The sequence below is a fragment of the Acinetobacter sp. TGL-Y2 genome (genome assembly GCF_001612555.1).
Taxonomy (GTDB): domain Bacteria; phylum Pseudomonadota; class Gammaproteobacteria; order Pseudomonadales; family Moraxellaceae; genus Acinetobacter.
The window spans coordinates 378903-398024 of record NZ_CP015110.1 but is presented as its reverse complement, the minus strand read 5'-3'; the positions used below and the strand labels follow the sequence as shown (position 1 = coordinate 398024).

Annotated in this window: 17 protein-coding genes and 3 pseudogenes; 11 read left to right on the top strand and 9 right to left on the bottom strand. The window is 40.6% G+C overall.

The window, feature by feature from the left end:
- Positions 1–31: 31 nt before the first annotated feature.
- Together AMD27_RS01830 and AMD27_RS18975 are read right to left on the bottom strand one after the other, a co-directional pair.
- Positions 32–997 (bottom strand): annotated as a pseudogene (locus AMD27_RS01830) (2-hydroxyacid dehydrogenase).
- Between the two features lie 159 nt (positions 998–1156).
- Positions 1157–1561 (bottom strand): hypothetical protein, encoded by a 405-nt coding sequence (locus tag AMD27_RS18975; protein WP_228140692.1) that lies wholly within the window; start codon positions 1559–1561, stop codon positions 1157–1159.
- A 477-nt stretch (positions 1562–2038) separates the two neighbouring features.
- Here AMD27_RS18975 and AMD27_RS01820 point away from each other — a divergent pair.
- A pseudogene (locus AMD27_RS01820) lies at positions 2039–2356 on the top strand (fatty acid desaturase); the annotation flags it as partial.
- A gap of 68 nt (positions 2357–2424) precedes the next feature.
- On the opposite strand, the gene AMD27_RS01815 reads toward AMD27_RS01820, so the two are convergent.
- Positions 2425–3687: a hypothetical protein gene (locus AMD27_RS01815; RefSeq protein ID WP_067655554.1), complete on the bottom strand. Its 1263-nt coding sequence runs from the start codon at positions 3685–3687 to the stop codon at positions 2425–2427.
- Between the two features lie 122 nt (positions 3688–3809).
- On the opposite strand from AMD27_RS01815, the gene AMD27_RS01810 reads away from it, so the two are divergent.
- On the top strand, positions 3810–4586 hold the full coding sequence (locus AMD27_RS01810) for a class I SAM-dependent methyltransferase (RefSeq protein WP_067655551.1): 777 nt from the start codon (positions 3810–3812) through the stop codon (positions 4584–4586).
- 88 nt (positions 4587–4674) lie between these two features.
- Entirely contained in the window at positions 4675–5244 is a 570-nt protein-coding gene (locus tag AMD27_RS01805; protein ID WP_067655548.1) for a hypothetical protein, read from the top strand.
- A gap of 138 nt (positions 5245–5382) precedes the next feature.
- Here AMD27_RS01805 and AMD27_RS01800 read toward each other — a convergent pair whose 3' ends face one another.
- From AMD27_RS01800 to AMD27_RS01790, 3 genes and pseudogenes are all read right to left on the bottom strand, one after another.
- Positions 5383–5790: a protease inhibitor I42 family protein gene (locus tag AMD27_RS01800; RefSeq protein ID WP_067655545.1), complete on the bottom strand. Its 408-nt coding sequence runs from the start codon at positions 5788–5790 to the stop codon at positions 5383–5385.
- 216 nt (positions 5791–6006) lie between these two features.
- Positions 6007–6555, bottom strand: a complete 549-nt coding sequence (locus AMD27_RS01795) for a hypothetical protein (protein ID WP_416202810.1) — start codon at positions 6553–6555, stop codon at positions 6007–6009.
- A gap of 221 nt (positions 6556–6776) precedes the next feature.
- Positions 6777–7247: pseudogene (locus AMD27_RS01790) on the bottom strand (Holliday junction resolvase-like protein).
- A gap of 134 nt (positions 7248–7381) precedes the next feature.
- On the opposite strand from AMD27_RS01790, the gene AMD27_RS01785 reads away from it, so the two are divergent.
- From AMD27_RS01785 to AMD27_RS01755, 7 genes are all read left to right on the top strand, one after another.
- A complete protein-coding gene (locus AMD27_RS01785) occupies positions 7382–8026 on the top strand; it encodes a ParA family protein (RefSeq protein ID WP_067655541.1) in 645 nt (214 codons plus the stop codon).
- Between the two features lie 141 nt (positions 8027–8167).
- Positions 8168–9277 carry an AI-2E family transporter gene (locus AMD27_RS01780; protein WP_067655538.1) on the top strand — a complete coding sequence of 370 codons (1110 nt, stop codon included), beginning with the start codon at positions 8168–8170 and terminating at the stop codon, positions 9275–9277.
- A 122-nt stretch (positions 9278–9399) separates the two neighbouring features.
- Positions 9400–9984 carry a superoxide dismutase family protein gene (gene sodC, locus AMD27_RS01775; RefSeq protein ID WP_067655535.1) on the top strand — a complete coding sequence of 195 codons (585 nt, stop codon included), beginning with the start codon at positions 9400–9402 and terminating at the stop codon, positions 9982–9984.
- Between the two features lie 162 nt (positions 9985–10146).
- Positions 10147–10680 (top strand): hypothetical protein, encoded by a 534-nt coding sequence (locus AMD27_RS01770; RefSeq protein ID WP_067655532.1) that lies wholly within the window; start codon positions 10147–10149, stop codon positions 10678–10680.
- A 139-nt stretch (positions 10681–10819) separates the two neighbouring features.
- Entirely contained in the window at positions 10820–12982 is a 2163-nt protein-coding gene (gene yccS / locus AMD27_RS01765; RefSeq protein WP_067655529.1) for a YccS family putative transporter, read from the top strand.
- 56 nt (positions 12983–13038) lie between these two features.
- On the top strand, positions 13039–13611 hold the full coding sequence (locus AMD27_RS01760) for a hypothetical protein (protein WP_067655525.1): 573 nt from the start codon (positions 13039–13041) through the stop codon (positions 13609–13611).
- 137 nt (positions 13612–13748) lie between these two features.
- Entirely contained in the window at positions 13749–14063 is a 315-nt protein-coding gene (locus AMD27_RS01755) for a DUF3817 domain-containing protein (RefSeq protein WP_067655522.1), read from the top strand.
- 119 nt (positions 14064–14182) lie between these two features.
- Here the strand turns inward: AMD27_RS01755 and AMD27_RS01750 are convergent, their stop codons facing one another.
- The 3 genes from AMD27_RS01750 to AMD27_RS01740 all read right to left on the bottom strand — a co-directional run bounded on the left by AMD27_RS01750 (position 14183) and on the right by AMD27_RS01740 (position 17522).
- Positions 14183–15412 carry an MFS transporter gene (locus AMD27_RS01750; RefSeq protein ID WP_067655519.1) on the bottom strand — a complete coding sequence of 410 codons (1230 nt, stop codon included), beginning with the start codon at positions 15410–15412 and terminating at the stop codon, positions 14183–14185.
- Between the two features lie 218 nt (positions 15413–15630).
- Positions 15631–16002 (bottom strand): hypothetical protein, encoded by a 372-nt coding sequence (locus AMD27_RS01745; protein ID WP_067655516.1) that lies wholly within the window; start codon positions 16000–16002, stop codon positions 15631–15633.
- A 110-nt stretch (positions 16003–16112) separates the two neighbouring features.
- On the bottom strand, positions 16113–17522 hold the full coding sequence (locus AMD27_RS01740; protein ID WP_067662671.1) for an FAD-binding oxidoreductase: 1410 nt from the start codon (positions 17520–17522) through the stop codon (positions 16113–16115).
- A gap of 353 nt (positions 17523–17875) precedes the next feature.
- On the opposite strand from AMD27_RS01740, the gene serA reads away from it, so the two are divergent.
- A complete protein-coding gene (gene serA, locus AMD27_RS01735; RefSeq protein WP_067655513.1) occupies positions 17876–19108 on the top strand; it encodes a phosphoglycerate dehydrogenase in 1233 nt (410 codons plus the stop codon).
- The last annotated feature ends 14 nt before the right edge of the window (positions 19109–19122 follow it).

Below are 19122 nucleotides of genomic sequence, written 5' to 3'. Positions count from 1 at the left end.
ACGCTTAGGTTTAAATCAAGTCACTTTAAAATCAATTCACTTGGCGAATAGGTGTACCTTGTTGAAACGCTTCGAGGTTTTCTAGCATTTGATCGACAATCCGCTATCGTGCATCTCGGCTTCCCCATGCACTATGTGGGGTAATGATTAAGTTTTGAATCTCATCGTTATTCAAGGCATCAATTAAGATATTGCCCTGTTTCGGCGGTTCAAGCGACAATACATCTGTAGCTGCCCCTGCAATTTTGCCTTGCTTCAAGGCATCGACCAATGCCTGTTCATTGACAATCCCCCCACGCGCGCAGTTAATTAAAAATGCCGTTGGTTTCATTGCATCAAAAACATCAGCATCAATTAAATCACGGGTATCTTCCGTTAAAGGACAATGCAGGCTCAGATAGTCCACTTGACCGATCAAGTCTTGAAAAGGAATACGATGCAACTGCTGAGGACGGTTCGGTAAGGCACCAATCAGCACCTTCATACCAAAGGCTTGTGCCAGTTTTGCAACTGCCTTGCCCAGTTCACCATAGCCCACAATGCCCAAGGTTTTGCCTGCCAATTCTACAATCGGGAAATCGAGTAAACAGAACTGAGAAGATTGATTCCATTGCCCTTGCTTGACTGCTTGGTTGTACTGAATCACAGAGGTGGATAACGCCAATATCAGCATTAAAGTATGTTGAGCCACCGCAGAGGTGCCATACGCCTGACAATTACATACCACGATGCCCTGTGCTTTGGCTTGCACCAAATCCACATTGTTGGTGCCTGTGGCTGAGATCAAAATCAATTTCAGCTGAGGGTTTTGTTTCAAGGCTTGAGCATTTAATAGAACTTTATTGCTAATCACCACATCTGCATCACGAATCCGCTCAAGCACTTGCTCGCTAGCTGTTTGGGGATACATGACCCATTCATCAAATACAGCCTCTAATGCTGAAAAATCTAAATCCTGCTGATCTAAAGAATGTTGGTCTAAAAATACTGCTTTCATTGGTCCTTCCTTTTAGCTGTACGGCAAAGCTTCTTTTATTGAGTTCTGAATTTAGCTGATCTTTATTCATGCATGACTGCATTGAAGCCTGAATTTTTCCCGGTGTTAATGTCTGTGTATACGCCGTTAAAAATAAGAAAATGGCTTCTCTCATCTGGCTTATTCCTTCTTTATATCCAACTGAAATGAATCATTTTTTAATGCGGTTAAGTAAGCAATCGCCATTCGATATACCTCTTGGCAAATCGCTTCTGATATATAGTTTTCCGTATAAAAACCGTGCTTCATGCAGGTAAACACCACCTCAATCAGAATGGTTAAAGTGTCTGGATTTAAGGGTACATAGTCATCGACCTGAATCGCAGTTAATGCATTTCGAATACCGCTGCTGACTTTACGCAGTTCTATTTGATATTCCACATAGGACTGCGGTGTGACTGGTCCACTTAAAATCAGCAGGCTTGCAATTTTAGACTGATTATAAAATTTCGCTGTGGTTTCAATCATTGCCGCCGTGATTAAACGTCCATACGTGGTGACTGATTCATTGGGATTCGACACCATTACTTGTAGCCCAACGGTCTTGAGCTGATTTATCAATTCATACAAATGTTGCAAGGTAATATGATGCAATAAATCGTATTTGGTCGGAAAAAACTGGCACGCGGCACACCCGAAGCATTGGCCACTTCATAAATATAAATCTTTTATAAATCAGTAATTAACATCAATCCCCCTGTGCTTTTGAGCACTTACTCCATGCGTTTTTGCGTCCGCTCTTGCTTGGGCTGGTTTAATTGTTTGCTCATTTTTTTAGATTCGGCTGTTGACTGAGTTTGTACCAATCATATACTTTCACCTGAAATCCGACATATGTTGGATTTTAGACACACTCCTTGCTATATGCTTTGTGGTACAGCTTTTTTGTTTATGAGCATGGCGAAACTCCGCATGAAAGCGCTAAGCATAAAGCAGCCGGCCAATCGTATTTGGACATGGTTTGATCAGACTACCAAATTCTATGCCGTGAGTATCGCTGTACCGAACTTCTTACGTACACTCAGCTTACACTTTACCAGTTCAAACATTCATTATTATGGTGATGTCGAAGACGGTAACGTGGTTCAGCAGTGCCAAATTTGGACAGATTGGCGGATGAAGCCCCTGCAAGCCTTTTGCTTTAACTTTGGCGGCACACATGGCATTCATCACTTTGTGGTACGTGATACCTTTTATATTCGTCAAGCCATTGCGAAAAATTGCTACCCTGTCATGCGTGAAAATGGCGTGCGTTTTAACGACTTTGGAACATTTAAACGAGCCAATCGTCGTTTAGAAAGATCTAAAAAAATTGCATGATAGACCAAACAAGGCTTTCGAATAGAAAGCCTTGTTTGTAAATAAAAAGCACATGAGTCTAAGCCGAATCAACTCACCACAAACTTTTGTAATTCATTTACTGTGTCAGACTCAAAGATGCAATTCCCCAATTCATCACAGTGCATATATAAATTCTTATATCCCAAACTATAAAAATCAGCGCCCTTCTTAATCACTAAAGGATTCATGTCTGAACTTAAAGATTCATCATGTTTAATCAGCTTGGTGACACGGCGGTCATTCATACAAATCAAATAATTTTGTTTTTTAATCTCAATTTGCGCAAGTCCGCTGTTTTCCACATGCAAAGGAATAATGTATTTTCCATTTAAATCAATCACTTGCTGATCATAGCTTTCGAGTTTTTGCGTAATCACATTGAAAACCAAAACTTTGCCAAAACTGTCGAGGAGTTGCGTTCGATTTTCAAAGGGCAAATTTACTGAAATACCCAATTTTTGCAGATCTTGCTCATCAACCCGTTTATTGGTCAATAAAATTCGGGTGATGGTTTGCTTAAGACTGGCATCGAAAAAAGTGCTGTCGAGCTGCAAATCAATGGTTTTTAAAATTTTGCCTAAAGCTTCATTATGCGTACCCAATAAATGTGCTATCACACTTCGATAATAGAACTTGCTGTTCTTTTTGACGGCGCGAATCTGCTGATAAAAATAGGTTCGATCAAAGGGATGTTCGATAAAATCATGCAGTAAAGCGGAGTTTGCGAGCACCGCAATGGCATCATGCCCCGTATAAGGCAAATGCAAAGTATTTAGCTGCGGAATTAACGGTTCAATTTTGTCGTAATGCTCACGATCCAAATCAAAATAAGGATCATAAACAATAATATATTCACAATCTTCTACAATGTCTTCGGCCTGAATGCGCATATTGGCATTCAGCTCCTCATCATAAAAGTCAGTATATCTGCGGTCATCCACTTCAGTGGGATCAATAGAATACTGCGGCACCATGGCGACTACGCGGGTCATGCCAAAGGCTTTGGCGTATTTAATTGCCGCATAGCCTCCCATAGAACCGCCATAAGCCACAATCGATTTAAACTGCGCCAAAATAGGCTGTATGGCTGCCAAGACTCCCAACATACTCACCGCAGGAAACCATGACTTCTGCTTCGGCATAAAGCCAATCACGCTGTATTCGTATTTACTTAATGATTTTTCTGCATTAATGGAATTTCCTTTGGCACGTGTGATTAAGTCACCAAAGGATAAAACCAAAGTTTCAGATGTTCCCTTTAAGTAAATTGCTCTGATGTGTTCGTCTTCAAATACTATCTGCTTATCCATGGCAATTTCCAAAAAAGGCTCTCATAACTTTTGTTTGCAAAATGAATCAATCCTTCACTTGCCTCGGCATTCAACCAAGTGTCATATTTTATAGATACTACTCAGATTAAAAAGCGCAAAATATGACACATTCATTGCACCCTGCTGCTGAACATGGGTTTAGTTCTGCCGCTGAACTGTATCAACAGGTTCGCCCCAACTATCCACAAGCCATCGTGCATTGGCTCAAAGAGGATTTAAACATTAATCCCCACTCCAAAGTGATTGATTTGGGTGCAGGCACGGGCAAGTTTTTAGATTATCTTAAACAAGCCACTACAAATATTATTGCGGTTGAACCCATTGCAGAAATGCTTGAGCAACTGAAAATAATACATCCTGAGGTACAAACACAACAAGCCTCTAGCGATCAGATTGCACTAAATGACCACAATGTTGATGCTATTTTATGCGCACAATCTTTTCACTGGTTTGCAAACATGGAAACCTTAACGGAAATGCACCGCTTACTCAAACCTCATGCCAGTTTAGCGTTGATATGGAATCAACGCGATGAAACCGTAAATTGGGTCAAGGCATTGGCGCAGCGACTGGCAGAATACGAAGCAGATACGCCACGTTTTCACAGCAATGAATGGCAAAATGTATTTGAGCAACAAAATTTATTTCAACTTGAAAGTAAAAAGGTCTTTGCTCACACACATACAGGCACAGTTGAAAATGTGGTGAGTAACCGTTTGCTCTCGACCAGTTTCATTGCAGCAATGCCAAGAGCACAGCAGCAGCAACTTAAAAATGAATTTGAAAATATTGTCGCAGAGTACACGTCCAAGCAACCTCAAGACGAGATCAGCTTCCCCTATCTCACCTATGCGTATCACTTTAAAAAAACCAGCTGATTTAGGGTGTAGAATAATCTGAGTAGCACACCGCGTCATACACAGCATCGTTTCAAATAAAATTTAAAATACTCAAAGGAACAGTCGAATGATCACATCTAAACGGCATCCGCTTTTCACCCCTATTCTGCTGATCAGCGCAGCCCTGATCAGCCCCTTAGTGCTTACCGCCTGTTCAGAATCCAATACACCGCTCAAGACTGAAGTTAAAGAATCGACTGATCCATCTGATGATTTAAAAGCACAAATTGAAGCAAAGCCCATTAAAACTTTTAGCAGTACACCGCAAGATGCTCATGATGTGGCACTTTTAAATGAATACCAAAGCAGTTTTAACGCATTAAGCAATGATTTAGAAACTGAGCTAGCGAAATTGGAACAACAAGGTCAACTGAGCGAAGAAATGAACAGTCAAAGAAAGCGCGATTTGATCTTGTCTTCATTAAACATGCTGAAGGAACTAGATTTAAAAACAGAACAAGGTCGTTATATTCAAGGTCTCTTTTATCAGTACTGGGAAAATCAAAGCAAAGTTTATACAGAGCTAGAAAGCTCGAACAATGGCGAGTTGAAAAATCCAGCGGATGCAGTTAAAAATATGAGTGACTACTATACTGCACAAGCTCAGTTACAGCACTGGATCTCCATGACTCAATAATGGTTCATACAAAACTCCATGGGAAACTTCAATAAAAAAAAGGAACTCAAGTCGTTCCTTTTTTTAATACCTATATTTCCAAAATCCACCTTTGCTGTAACACAGATTGAAGATTCAAAAACATTTTGAAGGAATAAATTAGGAAATACGCACACGACACTGCCACTGCTGTTCAGGTTGCTGGGTGGTTTCCCAAGCTCGCACATGAACCAGCTCAATCAACTCTTGACCCGGCTTTTCGGCATGAAAACGAAAAGACTTTTCACCACCTACTCCCAACATACCTTCTTCAGCTTCACCGGCTAAATAACTCTCTTCAACTTTAAACAATTTTAGAGGTTGCAATAATTGCCACTGAAAACCTGTGCTTGGATTTTCGGGTGCATTAAACACCAAGGTTTCACCGACTTTCATGACCATCAAGCTTGGGCATTTTTGCGCTAAGGTATAATGATGCATTTGCCCCTCACCTTGGGGTGTCGAACTTTGACATCCCGTCAAAGCCAAACCAGCCATCACACCACTTAGTAAAAACAAGGCTTTCATATCCATTACTCTTGTGGAGTTAATCTAAGGAATGAGTTTGAATGAGGTCTACAGATAAAGCTGTTTCAGCCTTGGGTTAGGTGTGTTGATCATCCAAATCCATTTGAAATAAAGCTTAATATGTCTAGCTTTAATTTATCCACCTTAGCAAAGATGCCAAATATGATCAAATATTAAGCTTAAGCTAATGGTATCCATCTACGCTGAAAAATCAGATTAGATATTTTGTTTCTCGACCCACTTGATTGAATCAACACGAATCAATTTACATGCTCCATCACCTACACCATTCCAATCCAGTGCAGACTTCCAGACTAAGTCTCTGGCATTGATTTGCACCAAATCGCCTTCGATTTGTACCAGATCACCGCGTTTAACTTGCTTAATTTTTTTGGCAATTTCAGGGTTGGCAGGAATAATGTGCATATTGCTTACCAATTGGGTCGCCAGTTTTGGCGGAATGGGTGGTTTAGCCATTTTCCAATTTAAATAACGATCATATTGATTGATTGAAATCTGACGCGCAATTTCAGGTTCAGTAAAAATACCACGCGTAACTGCATAATCTATTGGGGAAAACTGGGCTTGTGCATCATCGGTATATTCTTTTGAACCCAATATACGAAACTCACCATGAAAAGGTTCCAGCACTGAAATTTTTTGTGTATTAGAGACAGGGGCCAAACCCTTGGCAATATTATAATCCGTGGTGTGGACTGCCTGCGCATGTAAAGCACTGCTTGCCAATAATGCAGCAAAGAATATCTTTTTCAATGTTGAACCCTTATTTTCATTACATCTACGAACAATATAGAGCTTTATACGAGAAGGAAGATTTAAAAAAGGTAACAATATATCGTGAATTCGTCATTTTTTGTCTTTGGAACGAGTTTCATTGTGTGTTTGAAAATGAACAATGACGATAATTGACACTATATCCCACGCAAACTTTCTCGCTATTTTCTTTAAAATCATCATCCTTCAAATCAATCTTCTTTAAAATCGATTCGAACCGTCTCAAAACGAACACGCCCTTCATGAATCGCTTGTGCAATCGCCATTTGTCCTTTGGTCAGCCTTGCGCCGCCACTTTTAATATCGATCAGCACCACTTCAATATCTTCTGCTAGACCGTCACCATCTCTAAAGTCGGTATAACCATCAAATACCACATAATCAATCGGGTCGCCTAAAAATTTAGCATCGCTAGGTAAATACCGAAACTCAGGCATGATCGGTGCCATTTGTTCTGCCATTTTGCCCTTAAGTACCGCACGACTGGTATTGACACTACGCTTTTGTGCTTGTACTAACCGTTATTGATACTCTAATTCCAATTCAGCAATGTATTGCTCATATTCAGCTTTGATTTTTCCGTTTCGTGTACTGGACAACACAATGGTGGTCAGCACCACTCCAATACATGCCCCTATGAGCATTGCCATCCAAATGGACATTTTGGCTTCCCTAAAGGTGAACTCAGCCCAATGTAAACAAGATCTAGACTTTTGTCATGTATACACGCTTTTTAGTAAAATAATGCTAAGCTAGAAATTGGACTTCCTTTGCATATTTATAAAAATGTAGGCTCATGAAAACGATATTGATTGCAAACCAAAAAGGTGGCTGCGGCAAGACCGTAACAGCAATAACACTTGCAACTGCACTTGCCCAAAAAGGATATAAAGTGGCACTGGCAGATGCAGATAATCAAAAATCGGCTTTGCAATGGCTCAAACAACGTCCTAAAGAGGCCACCGAAATTCAAAGTTTAGATTGGCGTCATGAGAAATCAATTGGCGATGCACCCAAACATATTCAATATCTCATTATCGATGCGCCTGGTGCTTTAACGGGTGAACATGCTGAACAGTTGATTAGTGAATGTGATGCCGTAGTCACACCTTTACAGCCTTCTTTTTTTGATATTGACAGTACTCGTCGTTTTCTTAAACATATCCAAGAGATTAAGCGCATTCGTAAAGGCAAAGTTGAGGTTTTTTTACTGGCCAACCGAGTCAAACCGTCAGGTGCCAGTGCCAAAGACATTCAACAGTTTTTTGCCAAAATTGATCAAGAGCCTGTGGCGTGGATAGCAGAGCGTGCAGCTTACGGCACATTGGCGATGCAAGGTTTAAGCGTGTTTGATAAAAATCAGAAAGTATACTTGGCAATACAACAACAATGGCAACCCCTGTTAGATGCTTTAATTGATGATCCGAGTGATTGGTTCTAAACAAAGTAAGAAAGTTAACCCGTGGTAGATCAGCACTTTTTTTTAAATTTCGGATATGATGGGTTCCCCTCATTCAAAAAATGAAGTTTTCAAAAAAGGAATTTCATTTCTTTGAATATTAAAAATAGATTAGAGATATTAGTGCAAGATTTTAATCCGACCTTACAACGCGCTCTTTTATTTGGACTGTTCTTTATTCTGATTTATTTGGGATATGACATTCTAAAATACTTTATTGTCCCTGTCCTTTGGGCGTGTATTATCGCCTATATGACCTGGCCACTGTATAAACGTATTCTAAGGATATGTGGTGAAAATCGTCCCACACTAAGCGCAACTCTCATGACCTCATTACTGATGCTGGTGGTGGGTATACCGTTTGTGTTTGCTATTTTTTTACTGCAACACGAAGGTCGTAATCTATTTTTTGACATTCAACGCCAATTGGCATCGGGTCATTTGTCCGTTCCTGATATGGTTCGTGATTTACCCATTGTCGGTAAAGAAATCAGTCGAATTGTTCGTGAAATCAATGCCGATCCAAACTCATTGTTTAGCAACATTAGCACTTGGGTTCAAGGCCATTTGAACTACGGTAAGCTCGTCCTCAGTGAAATCACCAAAAATTTGGTTAAACTAGGATTTGCGATGATGTCGCTATTTTTCTTCTATCGTGATGGTCAAACCATTGTGCAACAAGTCAGTAAAGCCATGGAAAAAGTCATTGGCCCGCGGATTCAGCACTATATTGATACCATTTCTGAAACCACACGCGCAGTGGTCTATGGCGTTGGCTTAACCGCACTTGCACAAGCGATTTTAGCAGGCGTGAGTTATTACGTAGCAGATGTCCCCAATCCGATGGTTTTAACCATTATGACCTTCCTCATGGCACTGATTCCTTTTGGACCTCCAGTAGCCTATGGCGCAGTTTCACTATGGTTATTCTCACAAGGTCAAACCGTTGAAGCGATTGGTGTAATTGCATGGGGGGTTTGCGTGGTCAGTACCGCAGATAACGTGATTCGTCCTTTGGTCATTTCAGGTGCCACCCAAATTCCATTCTTATTGATTATGTTTGGTGTACTGGGTGGTTTGGCCAGTTTTGGCTTAGTTGGTTTATTTATTGGCCCTGTTATTCTTGCAGTGCTATTGGCAATTTGGCGTGAATGGTTACACGAAACCATTGAACCAGAGCCTGTGCCCAAAGCCACCATGATCTATGACGACGAAGACCTGCCTAGACTCTAAGTGCTTTAATTTACATTGAAAATGGTTAATAAAATCATACAAGAGAAACACCGATAAACATTGTTTCATGCTTTTAAGTTTGTTTGAATGGGATTAGATATTCAAAAAATAAGGATGAAACAATGAGATTGCAGGTTTTAAAAACAGCACTACTTGCCACTGTAGTGGGCATGATCAGTGTAGGTTGTAGCAGTAATCAGCCCCATAGCGAGCAAAAATCTCAAAAAATCTCTCATAAGAACAATGCGCCCATTCAAACCATTGCCGTGAATGCTGTGTCAGCACAAGGCATTGACGCCAAAATTGGTACAATCTCTTTTCAAGACAGTCCACAAGGCTTAGTGATCACACCTAAACTTTCAGAACTCCCGTCAGGTTTTCATGGCTTCCATATCCATGAAAAAGGTTCATGTGCGCCTGCGGAAAAAGATGGGAAAATCGGTGCTGCCTTAGCAGCAGGCGGACATTTTAACCCGCATCAAGCCGCAGGTCATGGGACGCCCAATGAAGGACACCTCGGTGATTTGCCAGTACTGAATGTCGATTCAACTGGTGAGGCTAAAACAGCTGTGGTTGCTCCGCGTTTGAAGTTGGCTGATATTCAGGGTTTAGCGATTATGGTTCATGCGGGGGGGGATAACTATGCAGATCACCCTAAGCCTTTAGGTGGTGGTGGTGACCGTATTGCCTGTGGTGTGATTCGTTAATCTAAATGATAAAAAGCTTGTGGATAAGTTTAAAGTTATTCACAAGTCCTCTCTCAAGGAGTTTTCTCACTCATTTGTAAAATAATGGGGTGATTAAACCCATCTTTAAACAAGCTATCGGATAAGAATAACAATTTATAAAACCCTTCAACAGAGTCAGCGATGCTCCCATTAAATAATGAATCAACCATTATCGAACCCTATTCGCTGCATGTTATTCATGGCAAATTTCAGAAAATTTTCCTAAAAATGTCAAAGGTCTATCGCGATAGCCTCTATTGTTCTGATTTTTTAGATGTGCAACAAGCCATTTTAGAGCATTACAGACAGGCGCTGGGCTACATGAATAAATCGATCATGGAAATTTATACCCAACACCCACTCACTCAAATCCATTCTTGCAACTTAGCCCACATGATTGGGCTTACGCCCCAATATTCATCCAAAATACCTTTACATCTACCACCCCAGATTTCAATCCATTCGATTCAACAGCAGATTCATCAATTAAACATTGAGATTGACCAACTTGCATTTATGGTCCGAGATTACCCTAACTTAGAAACTCGCGTCCATGTTTTATTCTTTGCTAAAGCAATGACCGAGCTTTTTGAAATTCAGCAGTTCTATATTTATCCCTTTTATCCAAATCTTATTCCTCTTTATTTAAGAAAAGGAATTTATAACAAAATTTAGAAAAGACCATTCAATAGAAACATACAGCAATCATAAAAAATTCGTCTTAAATTGACACTTTGCTCAAAAAAGTACAGTCTAGAAAAAATACAAAATCATCTATCCCAATAAACCACTTAATCATCCATGTGAAAAAATTGTGAATCACTTTAAAGCGTTGTTTTTAGACTTCAAATCCAATTCGATTTTGATTTATTGCTTACAAATTCTGATTGTTTTGTCTGGGACAACCTTAGGTTTATTGTTCTTGGGTTTTCAGCAGCTCATTGTTCCTGTGACCTTAGGCGCGATTGCAACCGCCCTCACCGACTTTGATGACAGACTCAGTATTCGTTTACGTAACTTATTTTATGTCTGTATTTTATTCTTCAGTGTCAGTAGCATCTTAGAATTTTTACATCCCTATCCCTTCATTTTCATCGTGTATTTATCGCTCTCTAGTGTCGCACTGATGTTGTTGGGTGCTTTAGGACAGCGTTATGCCACCATTTCATTTGGCACAGTATTACTGTCTATTTATACCCTATTTGGTCTTGGTGAATATGATACGTGGTATGCCCAGCCTAGCTACTTTGTTTTAGGTACACTGTGGTACGGCGTGAGCGCAGTACTGTTTTATCTGCTGAAACCCACGCAAGCGGTGCAAGACCATTTGGCACAGTGCTTTGAGCAATTGGCAAAGCTGCTTGACGCCAAGGCACTGCTGTTTGATCCTGACAATACTGACAATGTAGAACACCTGCTTTATGCACTTTCCTTACAAAACAGTCAGGTGGTGCACAGCTTAAACAGCAGTAAAGCCACCCTACTTACGCGCTTAAAAGCATCACGTGCCAATAAAAAAACCATGTATGGGCTGAACTTATATTTCTTAGCACAAGACATTCATGAGCAAGCCACTTCAAATTATTTGCATTATGAAAAGCTTCATCAAAATTTTAGTCGTACCGATCTCATCTACCGCATTCAAAAAAATATTCTATTACAAGCGCAGCATTGCCGGCGATTGGCCAACGCTATTTTACAAAATAAAAACTTTGAAGTGCCAAATAGCACGCCCATGTTTTTACAGCATCTTGAAGCCTCTATGCAGGACTGGATTCATGCCAACCCGAACAACATGGAAGTTAAGAATCTACTGTTGGTATTGAAAAATTTGCAGACTGTACAACAGCAATTTCAACATGTCGCCATTGAGCAAGGCAATGACCAACAGCATTATGCGCAAAAGCGAACAGAACAGTGGGACAATCAGAACTTACTTGATGATGATATTCAGGGCGCTGAGGATTTATGGCTCAAGCTGAAACAGCATTTAAGCCCGCAATCTGCCCTGTTTCGACATGCTATTCGGATCGGCTTTGTTTTCGCGGTGGGTAGTTTAATTTCGCTGTTGCCCTTTGCCAAAAATGGCTACTGGATTTTACTGACCAGTTTATTTGTCTGCCAAGTGAGTTATTTCGCGACCAAAAGCCGTCTAAGACTTAGAACTTTGGGTACGGTTTTGGGCGTTTTACTGGGCATACCTGTGCTGTATTTCGTACCGAGTATCGAAGGTCAATTGTTCCTCACCATCATTTTTGGGGTGGCATTTTTCTATTTAAGATCAAAAAAATATGCCATGGCAACCCTCATGGCGACCTTAATGGTCTTGCTGATTTTTAATTTAAAAGGCGCAGGGTATGCGATTATTTTACCCAGAATTATCGACACCCTCATTGGCTGTGGTCTGGCGTGGTTTGCGGTAAGTTTTATCTGGCCCGATTGGAATTTTCGTAATATTTCAAAGACCATTCAGAAAAGTAGTGAAGCCACTTTGGTGTATTTCACTGCGGTGATTGAGCAGTACAAACAGGGTAAAAACAACAGTATGGCCTATCGTATGGCACGCCGTGCTGCACACAATGCTCATATTGAACTCTCGAGTATGATTTCAAGCTTGAGTACAGAGCCACATCCGAATCAGGACCTGATTCATCATGCATTTCGATATTTGGTGTATAGCCACAGTCAGCTGAGCTATGTTTCCGCTTTAGGTAGTCATCGTGAATTAATCAATGATGTCCAAATTTTAGAACTGATGCATGATTGTGCGCAAAGCTTGGCTTCTGCCTTGGTACAGCCACAAGATTTTTCAGAGGCATTTTTTACTGAAAAATTGGCTGAAATCCAAGATTTAAGCCAGCAGCCAGATCTGCCTGATCATCTGCTTTTGATGCTCAAACAAATCAGCTTATTGCTCGAAACCTTGCCTGAATTGGTTAAACTGCGTCAAACTTTACTCAGTTTAGAGATCACATAGTCAACAGACCGCTGTAAAAAATCCAACATAAAATTGATAAAAATAGGCGATTTAAAATGAATAAACCCTCCAATATAAACAAACCATTTCTTCTTAGCAGCATTAGTCTGTTATTTACAGCACTGGGCTTAAGCCCTCATGTATTTGCTCATACAACAAATGTGGATCTTAAAAATCTGATTGAGTGCCAGTCAAATTATGCACAATATAGTGTTTTGGCTGAAGATTATGAGACTCAGCTGAAAAAGTTGGGTTGGCTTCGACAGGAAAATTCAGATCAACCTTTTATTTATATCTATCAACATAAAAAGCCACATACTTTTTTTGGGCAACCAACGCATGAAATCGGACTAACTGGCAATGCCATTGTCGCTATTTTCGGTGATGTTGAGATCAAAAAATTAGCGCAAATACATGGTTTAACACAACACCCATTCTTTAAAGCTGCGCCTTATTTTAGAGGCGAAAAAGTACTAAGAACAGAAACACCTTCAGAAGATCAAATAGCTGTTCATCACAAACTGATGCTCTCAGAAATGACTGGGCCGAAGCCAATGGTATTACTCGGATGTAATTATGAGCTTGACCGAGAATCGATGGAAAAGTTTCTCTCTGACTTAGACAAATAGTGTTAATCCCGAGTGTTTTAATAGGTATTAATTTTTTTAAATACAATAACTTAGTTTAAGTTAATGCATAGATAGCACTGTATATATCGTTGCATTCGGGTACACTCTAAGCCACATTTATCTGTTGCAAGTGAATCATGAATATCAAAACTTTACGTTGGGTCGGCTTACTCGAAGGTATTTCATTTTTACTGTTACTGTTTATTGCCATGCCGATGAAATACATGTTTGATAACCCCATTTTGGTCAAATATGTCGGCATGGGGCACGGTGTTCTGTTTGTTGCATTTTTGGCGGTTCTTTTTATTGTCTGCGAAAAACAGAAATGGTCCATTCAAATTTTTATTTTAGGATTAATCGCTTCGATTCTTCCTTTTGGACCTTTCATTTTTGACCGTAAAATTAAAGAATTAGCACAGCAACAATCTGCTTCATCTTTCATTGGATCATAAAGCTCAAGCTTGCTACTCAATGCAAAGGTGTCCAAAGCAAAGGTGCTCAAAGCAAATAAGGTTGGAGAGATCATGTATTTTCCAACCTTATTTATATCCAAATGCTGACGCTTATCGCATCAAAACTGCCCACTCACTGCGCGTTCTTGCATGATGCTTTTGACCACTGATCTTGGCACACTAAACCACAGTGCAATCAGTACAAAACACGCCACACTATATGCCCACATATCGACGTAGCCATAGAGTATCCGTACCACTTCAATCACCACAAAGAATGCCACCATCATCAGCATACCCACAGCCGCAGCAACAGTACCTTTTGACACGTCTGATGCACTCAAAGCAAAACGATACAATACCGAGAAGCTACAGCCTTCACCAAAGCTAATCAAGGTCATCCCCACGATTAAGCACCACAGCATATACTCTTGCCAAATGACCCCTGCGATTAAAATCAGCGTGCCAAACAACATTAACGGCAATGCCAACATCACGGTCTTACCCAGAGCCAAACGGTCAATCACGTTAATCAGTACAATATTACCCAAGATCAAACCGCCCAATACCGGCACTTGTGCCAAACCATATTGCATATTGGTCAGTCCCAGTTGCTCCACCAAAATCACCGGTGAGAGTGCAATCCAGAGAATCAAAGGAATCGAAACCATCGGCAATGACAACGCCAACGCTAAAAAACGTTTATTTTTAAATACAGCTTTAAAGTCATCCCAAATATAACTGATGGGTTGTTTAGGCACGCTGATCTGATGCTCAGGCATTTTGGCTTTTAAACCAAACCAACTTAAAGCAGCCAACACTGCAATACCGACAAAGCCCCAGTGCCATGACACATGATCAATCATAAATGCACCCAGCACTGGGCCTAATAACGGCGCAATGAGAGAAATATTGGCCATGAGTGCCATGACTTTAATCGCATCACGTTCTTCAAAAATTTCTTGAATGGCCGCATAACCCACCGCAGAAATAATGGTCAGTCCAATCCCCTGCAAAAAACGAAAGGCCAAGAACTGTTCAATACTTTGGGTGAATAGAATCAATAAGCAGCAGATGACGAAAAAGACCACACCCCACAGTAAAACTCTTTTTCGTCCGAGCCGATCTGATAACGGCCCCAACAGCCATGCCAAACATGCACCGCCCAATAGGAAAAATGACATAGAGGATGGTGCCCACGAACTGCTCACGCCAAAGTCTTGAGTAATGCTGAGCATTGCAGGTTGGACGAGGTCGTTACAGATATAGACTGAAAATTCAAACAGCACGAGTGCCAATGGGAACATAAAGGTGGCACGATTGAGTGTGGCTTTTGAAGCGGTCTGCATTATATTGTCTACGTTTATTGATATACTTTGGAATCAACGGTAGTTTAAGTCGAAAAATGAAAAACCCAATCAAAAAAGAGAAAAAATAACAAATTAGATGCAGCTCAGAAAATCATTTATCAGCTCATATCTACCCCTCAAAAATGCAAAAAACGCATCAAATTTGATACGTTTTTATACGGTACAGCTCACTCATTTATAAGCATGACTCATAAAAACTAAGCACATTTCGTCTTTTGAAAAGACTGGGTGTTTTTACCACGAGAACATTGATACGACTTTTCAGTGGCCACTAATTTCCAATTCTCATTTACATTTTTAAAACTATATATCGTTCGAATCGAACGCACCGAGTCATCCAACAAATTGGTTTCCGTGACTTTCACCTGCCCTACAGTTGGAGACTCAACACTGTTAAAGAACTGACGGATTTCAACCGTAGCTAAGTCTTTACGCAAATCTGGACGCTCTTTTAACACTTGAGCCAAAGGCGTTTCTGAACCACTGACTTTATTGAGCAAATTCTGAGTAGTGGCACAGCCAGATAATAAACCCAAACAGATTGCAGACGCTGCGACTAAACGAAACATAAAAAATTCTCCCATAAAAAAGGCATCACATTGATCATGTCATGCCTTCCTTTTTGACTCGATGAACTTTATGTAGTCATCTGTAAAACCAACTTCAAGCTCAGTTCATCTTAAAGATCAAATAACTTGCCCGGGTTCATAATACCGTTTGGATCGAATACCAATTTCAGCGCTTTCATGTATTCAATTTCTTCAGCAGAACGCGTGTAGTCTAAATATGGCTTTTTGGTCATACCCACGCCATGTTCCGCAGAAATTGAACCATCATATTTTTTCACCGTTTCAAATACGTATTTATTTACCACCTGACACTTGGCAAAAAATTCATCTTTAGACAAATCGGCAGGTTTTAAAATATTTAAATGTAAGTTACCGTCACCAATATGACCGAACCAACAAATTTCAAAATCAGGATAGTTATCAGACACAATTGCATCAATTTCTTGAATAAATGCAGGTACATGTGTAATCAGGACTGAAATATCATTTTTATACGGTGTAAATGGCGCGATTGATTCAGAGATGTCTTCACGCAGACGCCATAAGCTTTCCACTTGGTCTAGGCTTTGGCTGAGCACGCCATCATGTACCCAACCTTGTTCCATACAGTGCTCAAAGATTTCCATTGCCTTGTCCATAATCGGCTCAAACGGCGCTTCAAATTCAAGCAAGACATAAAATGGACATGCCGTTTCAAATGGACGTTGCACATGACCATGATCTAACACTTTCTGCATCGCAAGTTCACCAAAGAACTCAAATGCCGTTAAGTCAATTTTCGCTTGGAAGGCATGCAGTACAGGCATAATTGCATCAAAATCAGGTACACCTAGGACCATTACTTGAAGGTCTTGTGGTTGACGTTCCAGTTTGATTTCAGCTTCTGTTACTAAACCTAAAGTCCCTTCCCCACCAATAAATAAATGTTGAAGCGCATAACCGGTCGCGTTCTTAATCATGCCTTTGTTTAAACGCAGCACATCGCCCTTACCCGTAACTACAGTCAGACCCAACACCCAATTACGGGTCATGCCGTATTTAATCACTTTAATGCCGCCGGCATTGGTACCGATGTTACCGCCAATTTGACTTGAACCTGCCGATGCAAAATCTACAGGATAGTACATGCCTTGCTCGGTCGCATAGTTCTGCAGTTGCTCGGTTACCACGCCTGCTTGAACGCGTACCATACGGTCTGCTGGGAAGAATTCCAAAATCTGGTTCATCTTGTCCATGCTCACCACAATTTCGCCATCTGCAGCAACAGCGCCTGCCGACAAACCTGTACGCCCACCACTGGGTGTAATTGCGACATTAAACTGGTTAGCCAATTTTACAATCGCTTGAACCTGTTCAGTATGGGATGGAAAAACGATGACTGACGGGTTTGGATCGAACTGTTTGGTGTGATCACGCCCCCAATTTTCAAGGCTATCCGCATCAGTTTTAATACGGTTTTCACCCACAATTGCCGTTAATTGAGTCAGTAATTCAGGTGTTAAAGCGACTGGAGCATTCATCGTTTGCAGACCTAGCAAGAAATTTACAAGTTTTGGGAGGGTCCTAAATACGTTCCTTTGTGACTGATTTTTAAAGGAAGATTTAATGACTAATGTGCATAAAAACCGAGCATGAATAGCAGGCTTAATCCCACGATACATCATTATAAAGCATTTTCCTGCCAAACCCTGACAAAATCAGACTATTTGATAATGTATGTTAGATATGATGTAGTTAATTAGACCACCTTCAATAGAATGAGCTGCTAATCTGACAAAAACATGCATACTTCTGGTCATAAAGGAAATGTATATAGACCGTTCACGTATGGTATCATATCGCCACTAAATTTGGCCTTTGTAGCGGAGCCGTAATGAGCCAACATCTTTCTTTACCTAAAGATAAAATTCGTTTCTTGTTGTTAGAAGGCGTTCACCAAAACGCGATTGATACATTAAACGCTGCTGGGTACACCAACATTGACTACCGTAAAACTGCGCTTGAAGGTGAAGCGTTGAAAGAAGCGGTTAAAGATGCTCACTTTATTGGTATTCGTTCACGTACTCAATTGACTGAAGAAGTCTTTGAAGTGGCAAACAAACTGATTGCTGTGGGTTGTTTCTGTATTGGTACCAATCAAGTGAACTTAAATGCTGCCATGATTCGTGGTATTCCAGTATTTAATGCCCCTTATTCAAATACACGTTCTGTTGCTGAATTGGTATTGGCAGAAACCATTCTTCTACTTCGCCGTGTACCAGAAAAGTCTGCAGATACACATATTGGCGGTTGGAATAAATCTGCTGTGGGTTCATTTGAAACACGCGGTAAGACTTTAGGTATCGTCGGTTACGGTTCGATCGGCTCTCAGCTCTCAGTTTTAGCTGAAAGCTTGGGTATGAAAGTGATTTATTATGATGCAGTGACCAAGCTACCTTTAGGGAATGCACGTCAAGTTGGCACTATGGCTGAACTTCTTGCGACTGCTGACGTGGTGACACTTCATGTGCCAGATGTTCCATCTACACGCAACTTCTTTGGCAAAGAACAATTTGCTCAAATGAAGCAGGGTTCGATCTTCTTAAATGCTGCACGTGGTACATGTGTCGTGATTGAAGACTTGGCAGATGCGATTAAATCGGGTCATATTGCAGGTGCTGCAGTAGATGTATTCCCGAAAGAACCCAAAGCCAATGGTGAAGAATTTGTCTCTCCACTACGTAACTTGCCAAACGTGATTTTAACCCCGCACGTGGGTGGTTCAACCATGGAAGCGCAAGCCAACATCGGTCTTGAAGTGGCAGAAAAATTCGTTGCGTATTCAGATAAAGGTATGACTTTATCTGCAGTAAACTTCCCTGAAATTGCATTGCCATTGACTGAAGGTAAACACCGTTTACTGCACATTCATCAAAATATTCCAGGCGTATTGTCCAAAATTAACAACTTGTTCGCAGAGCAAGGGATCAACATTTCTGGTCAGTCTTTAATGACCAAAGGTGATGTCGGTTACTTAGTCATGGACGTCGATGCAACAGCATCTCATGAAGCTTTAGATATGCTTTCTCATGTTGAAGGTACAATCCGCGCGCGCGTATTGTTCTAAGTTTTCTGTAGTGT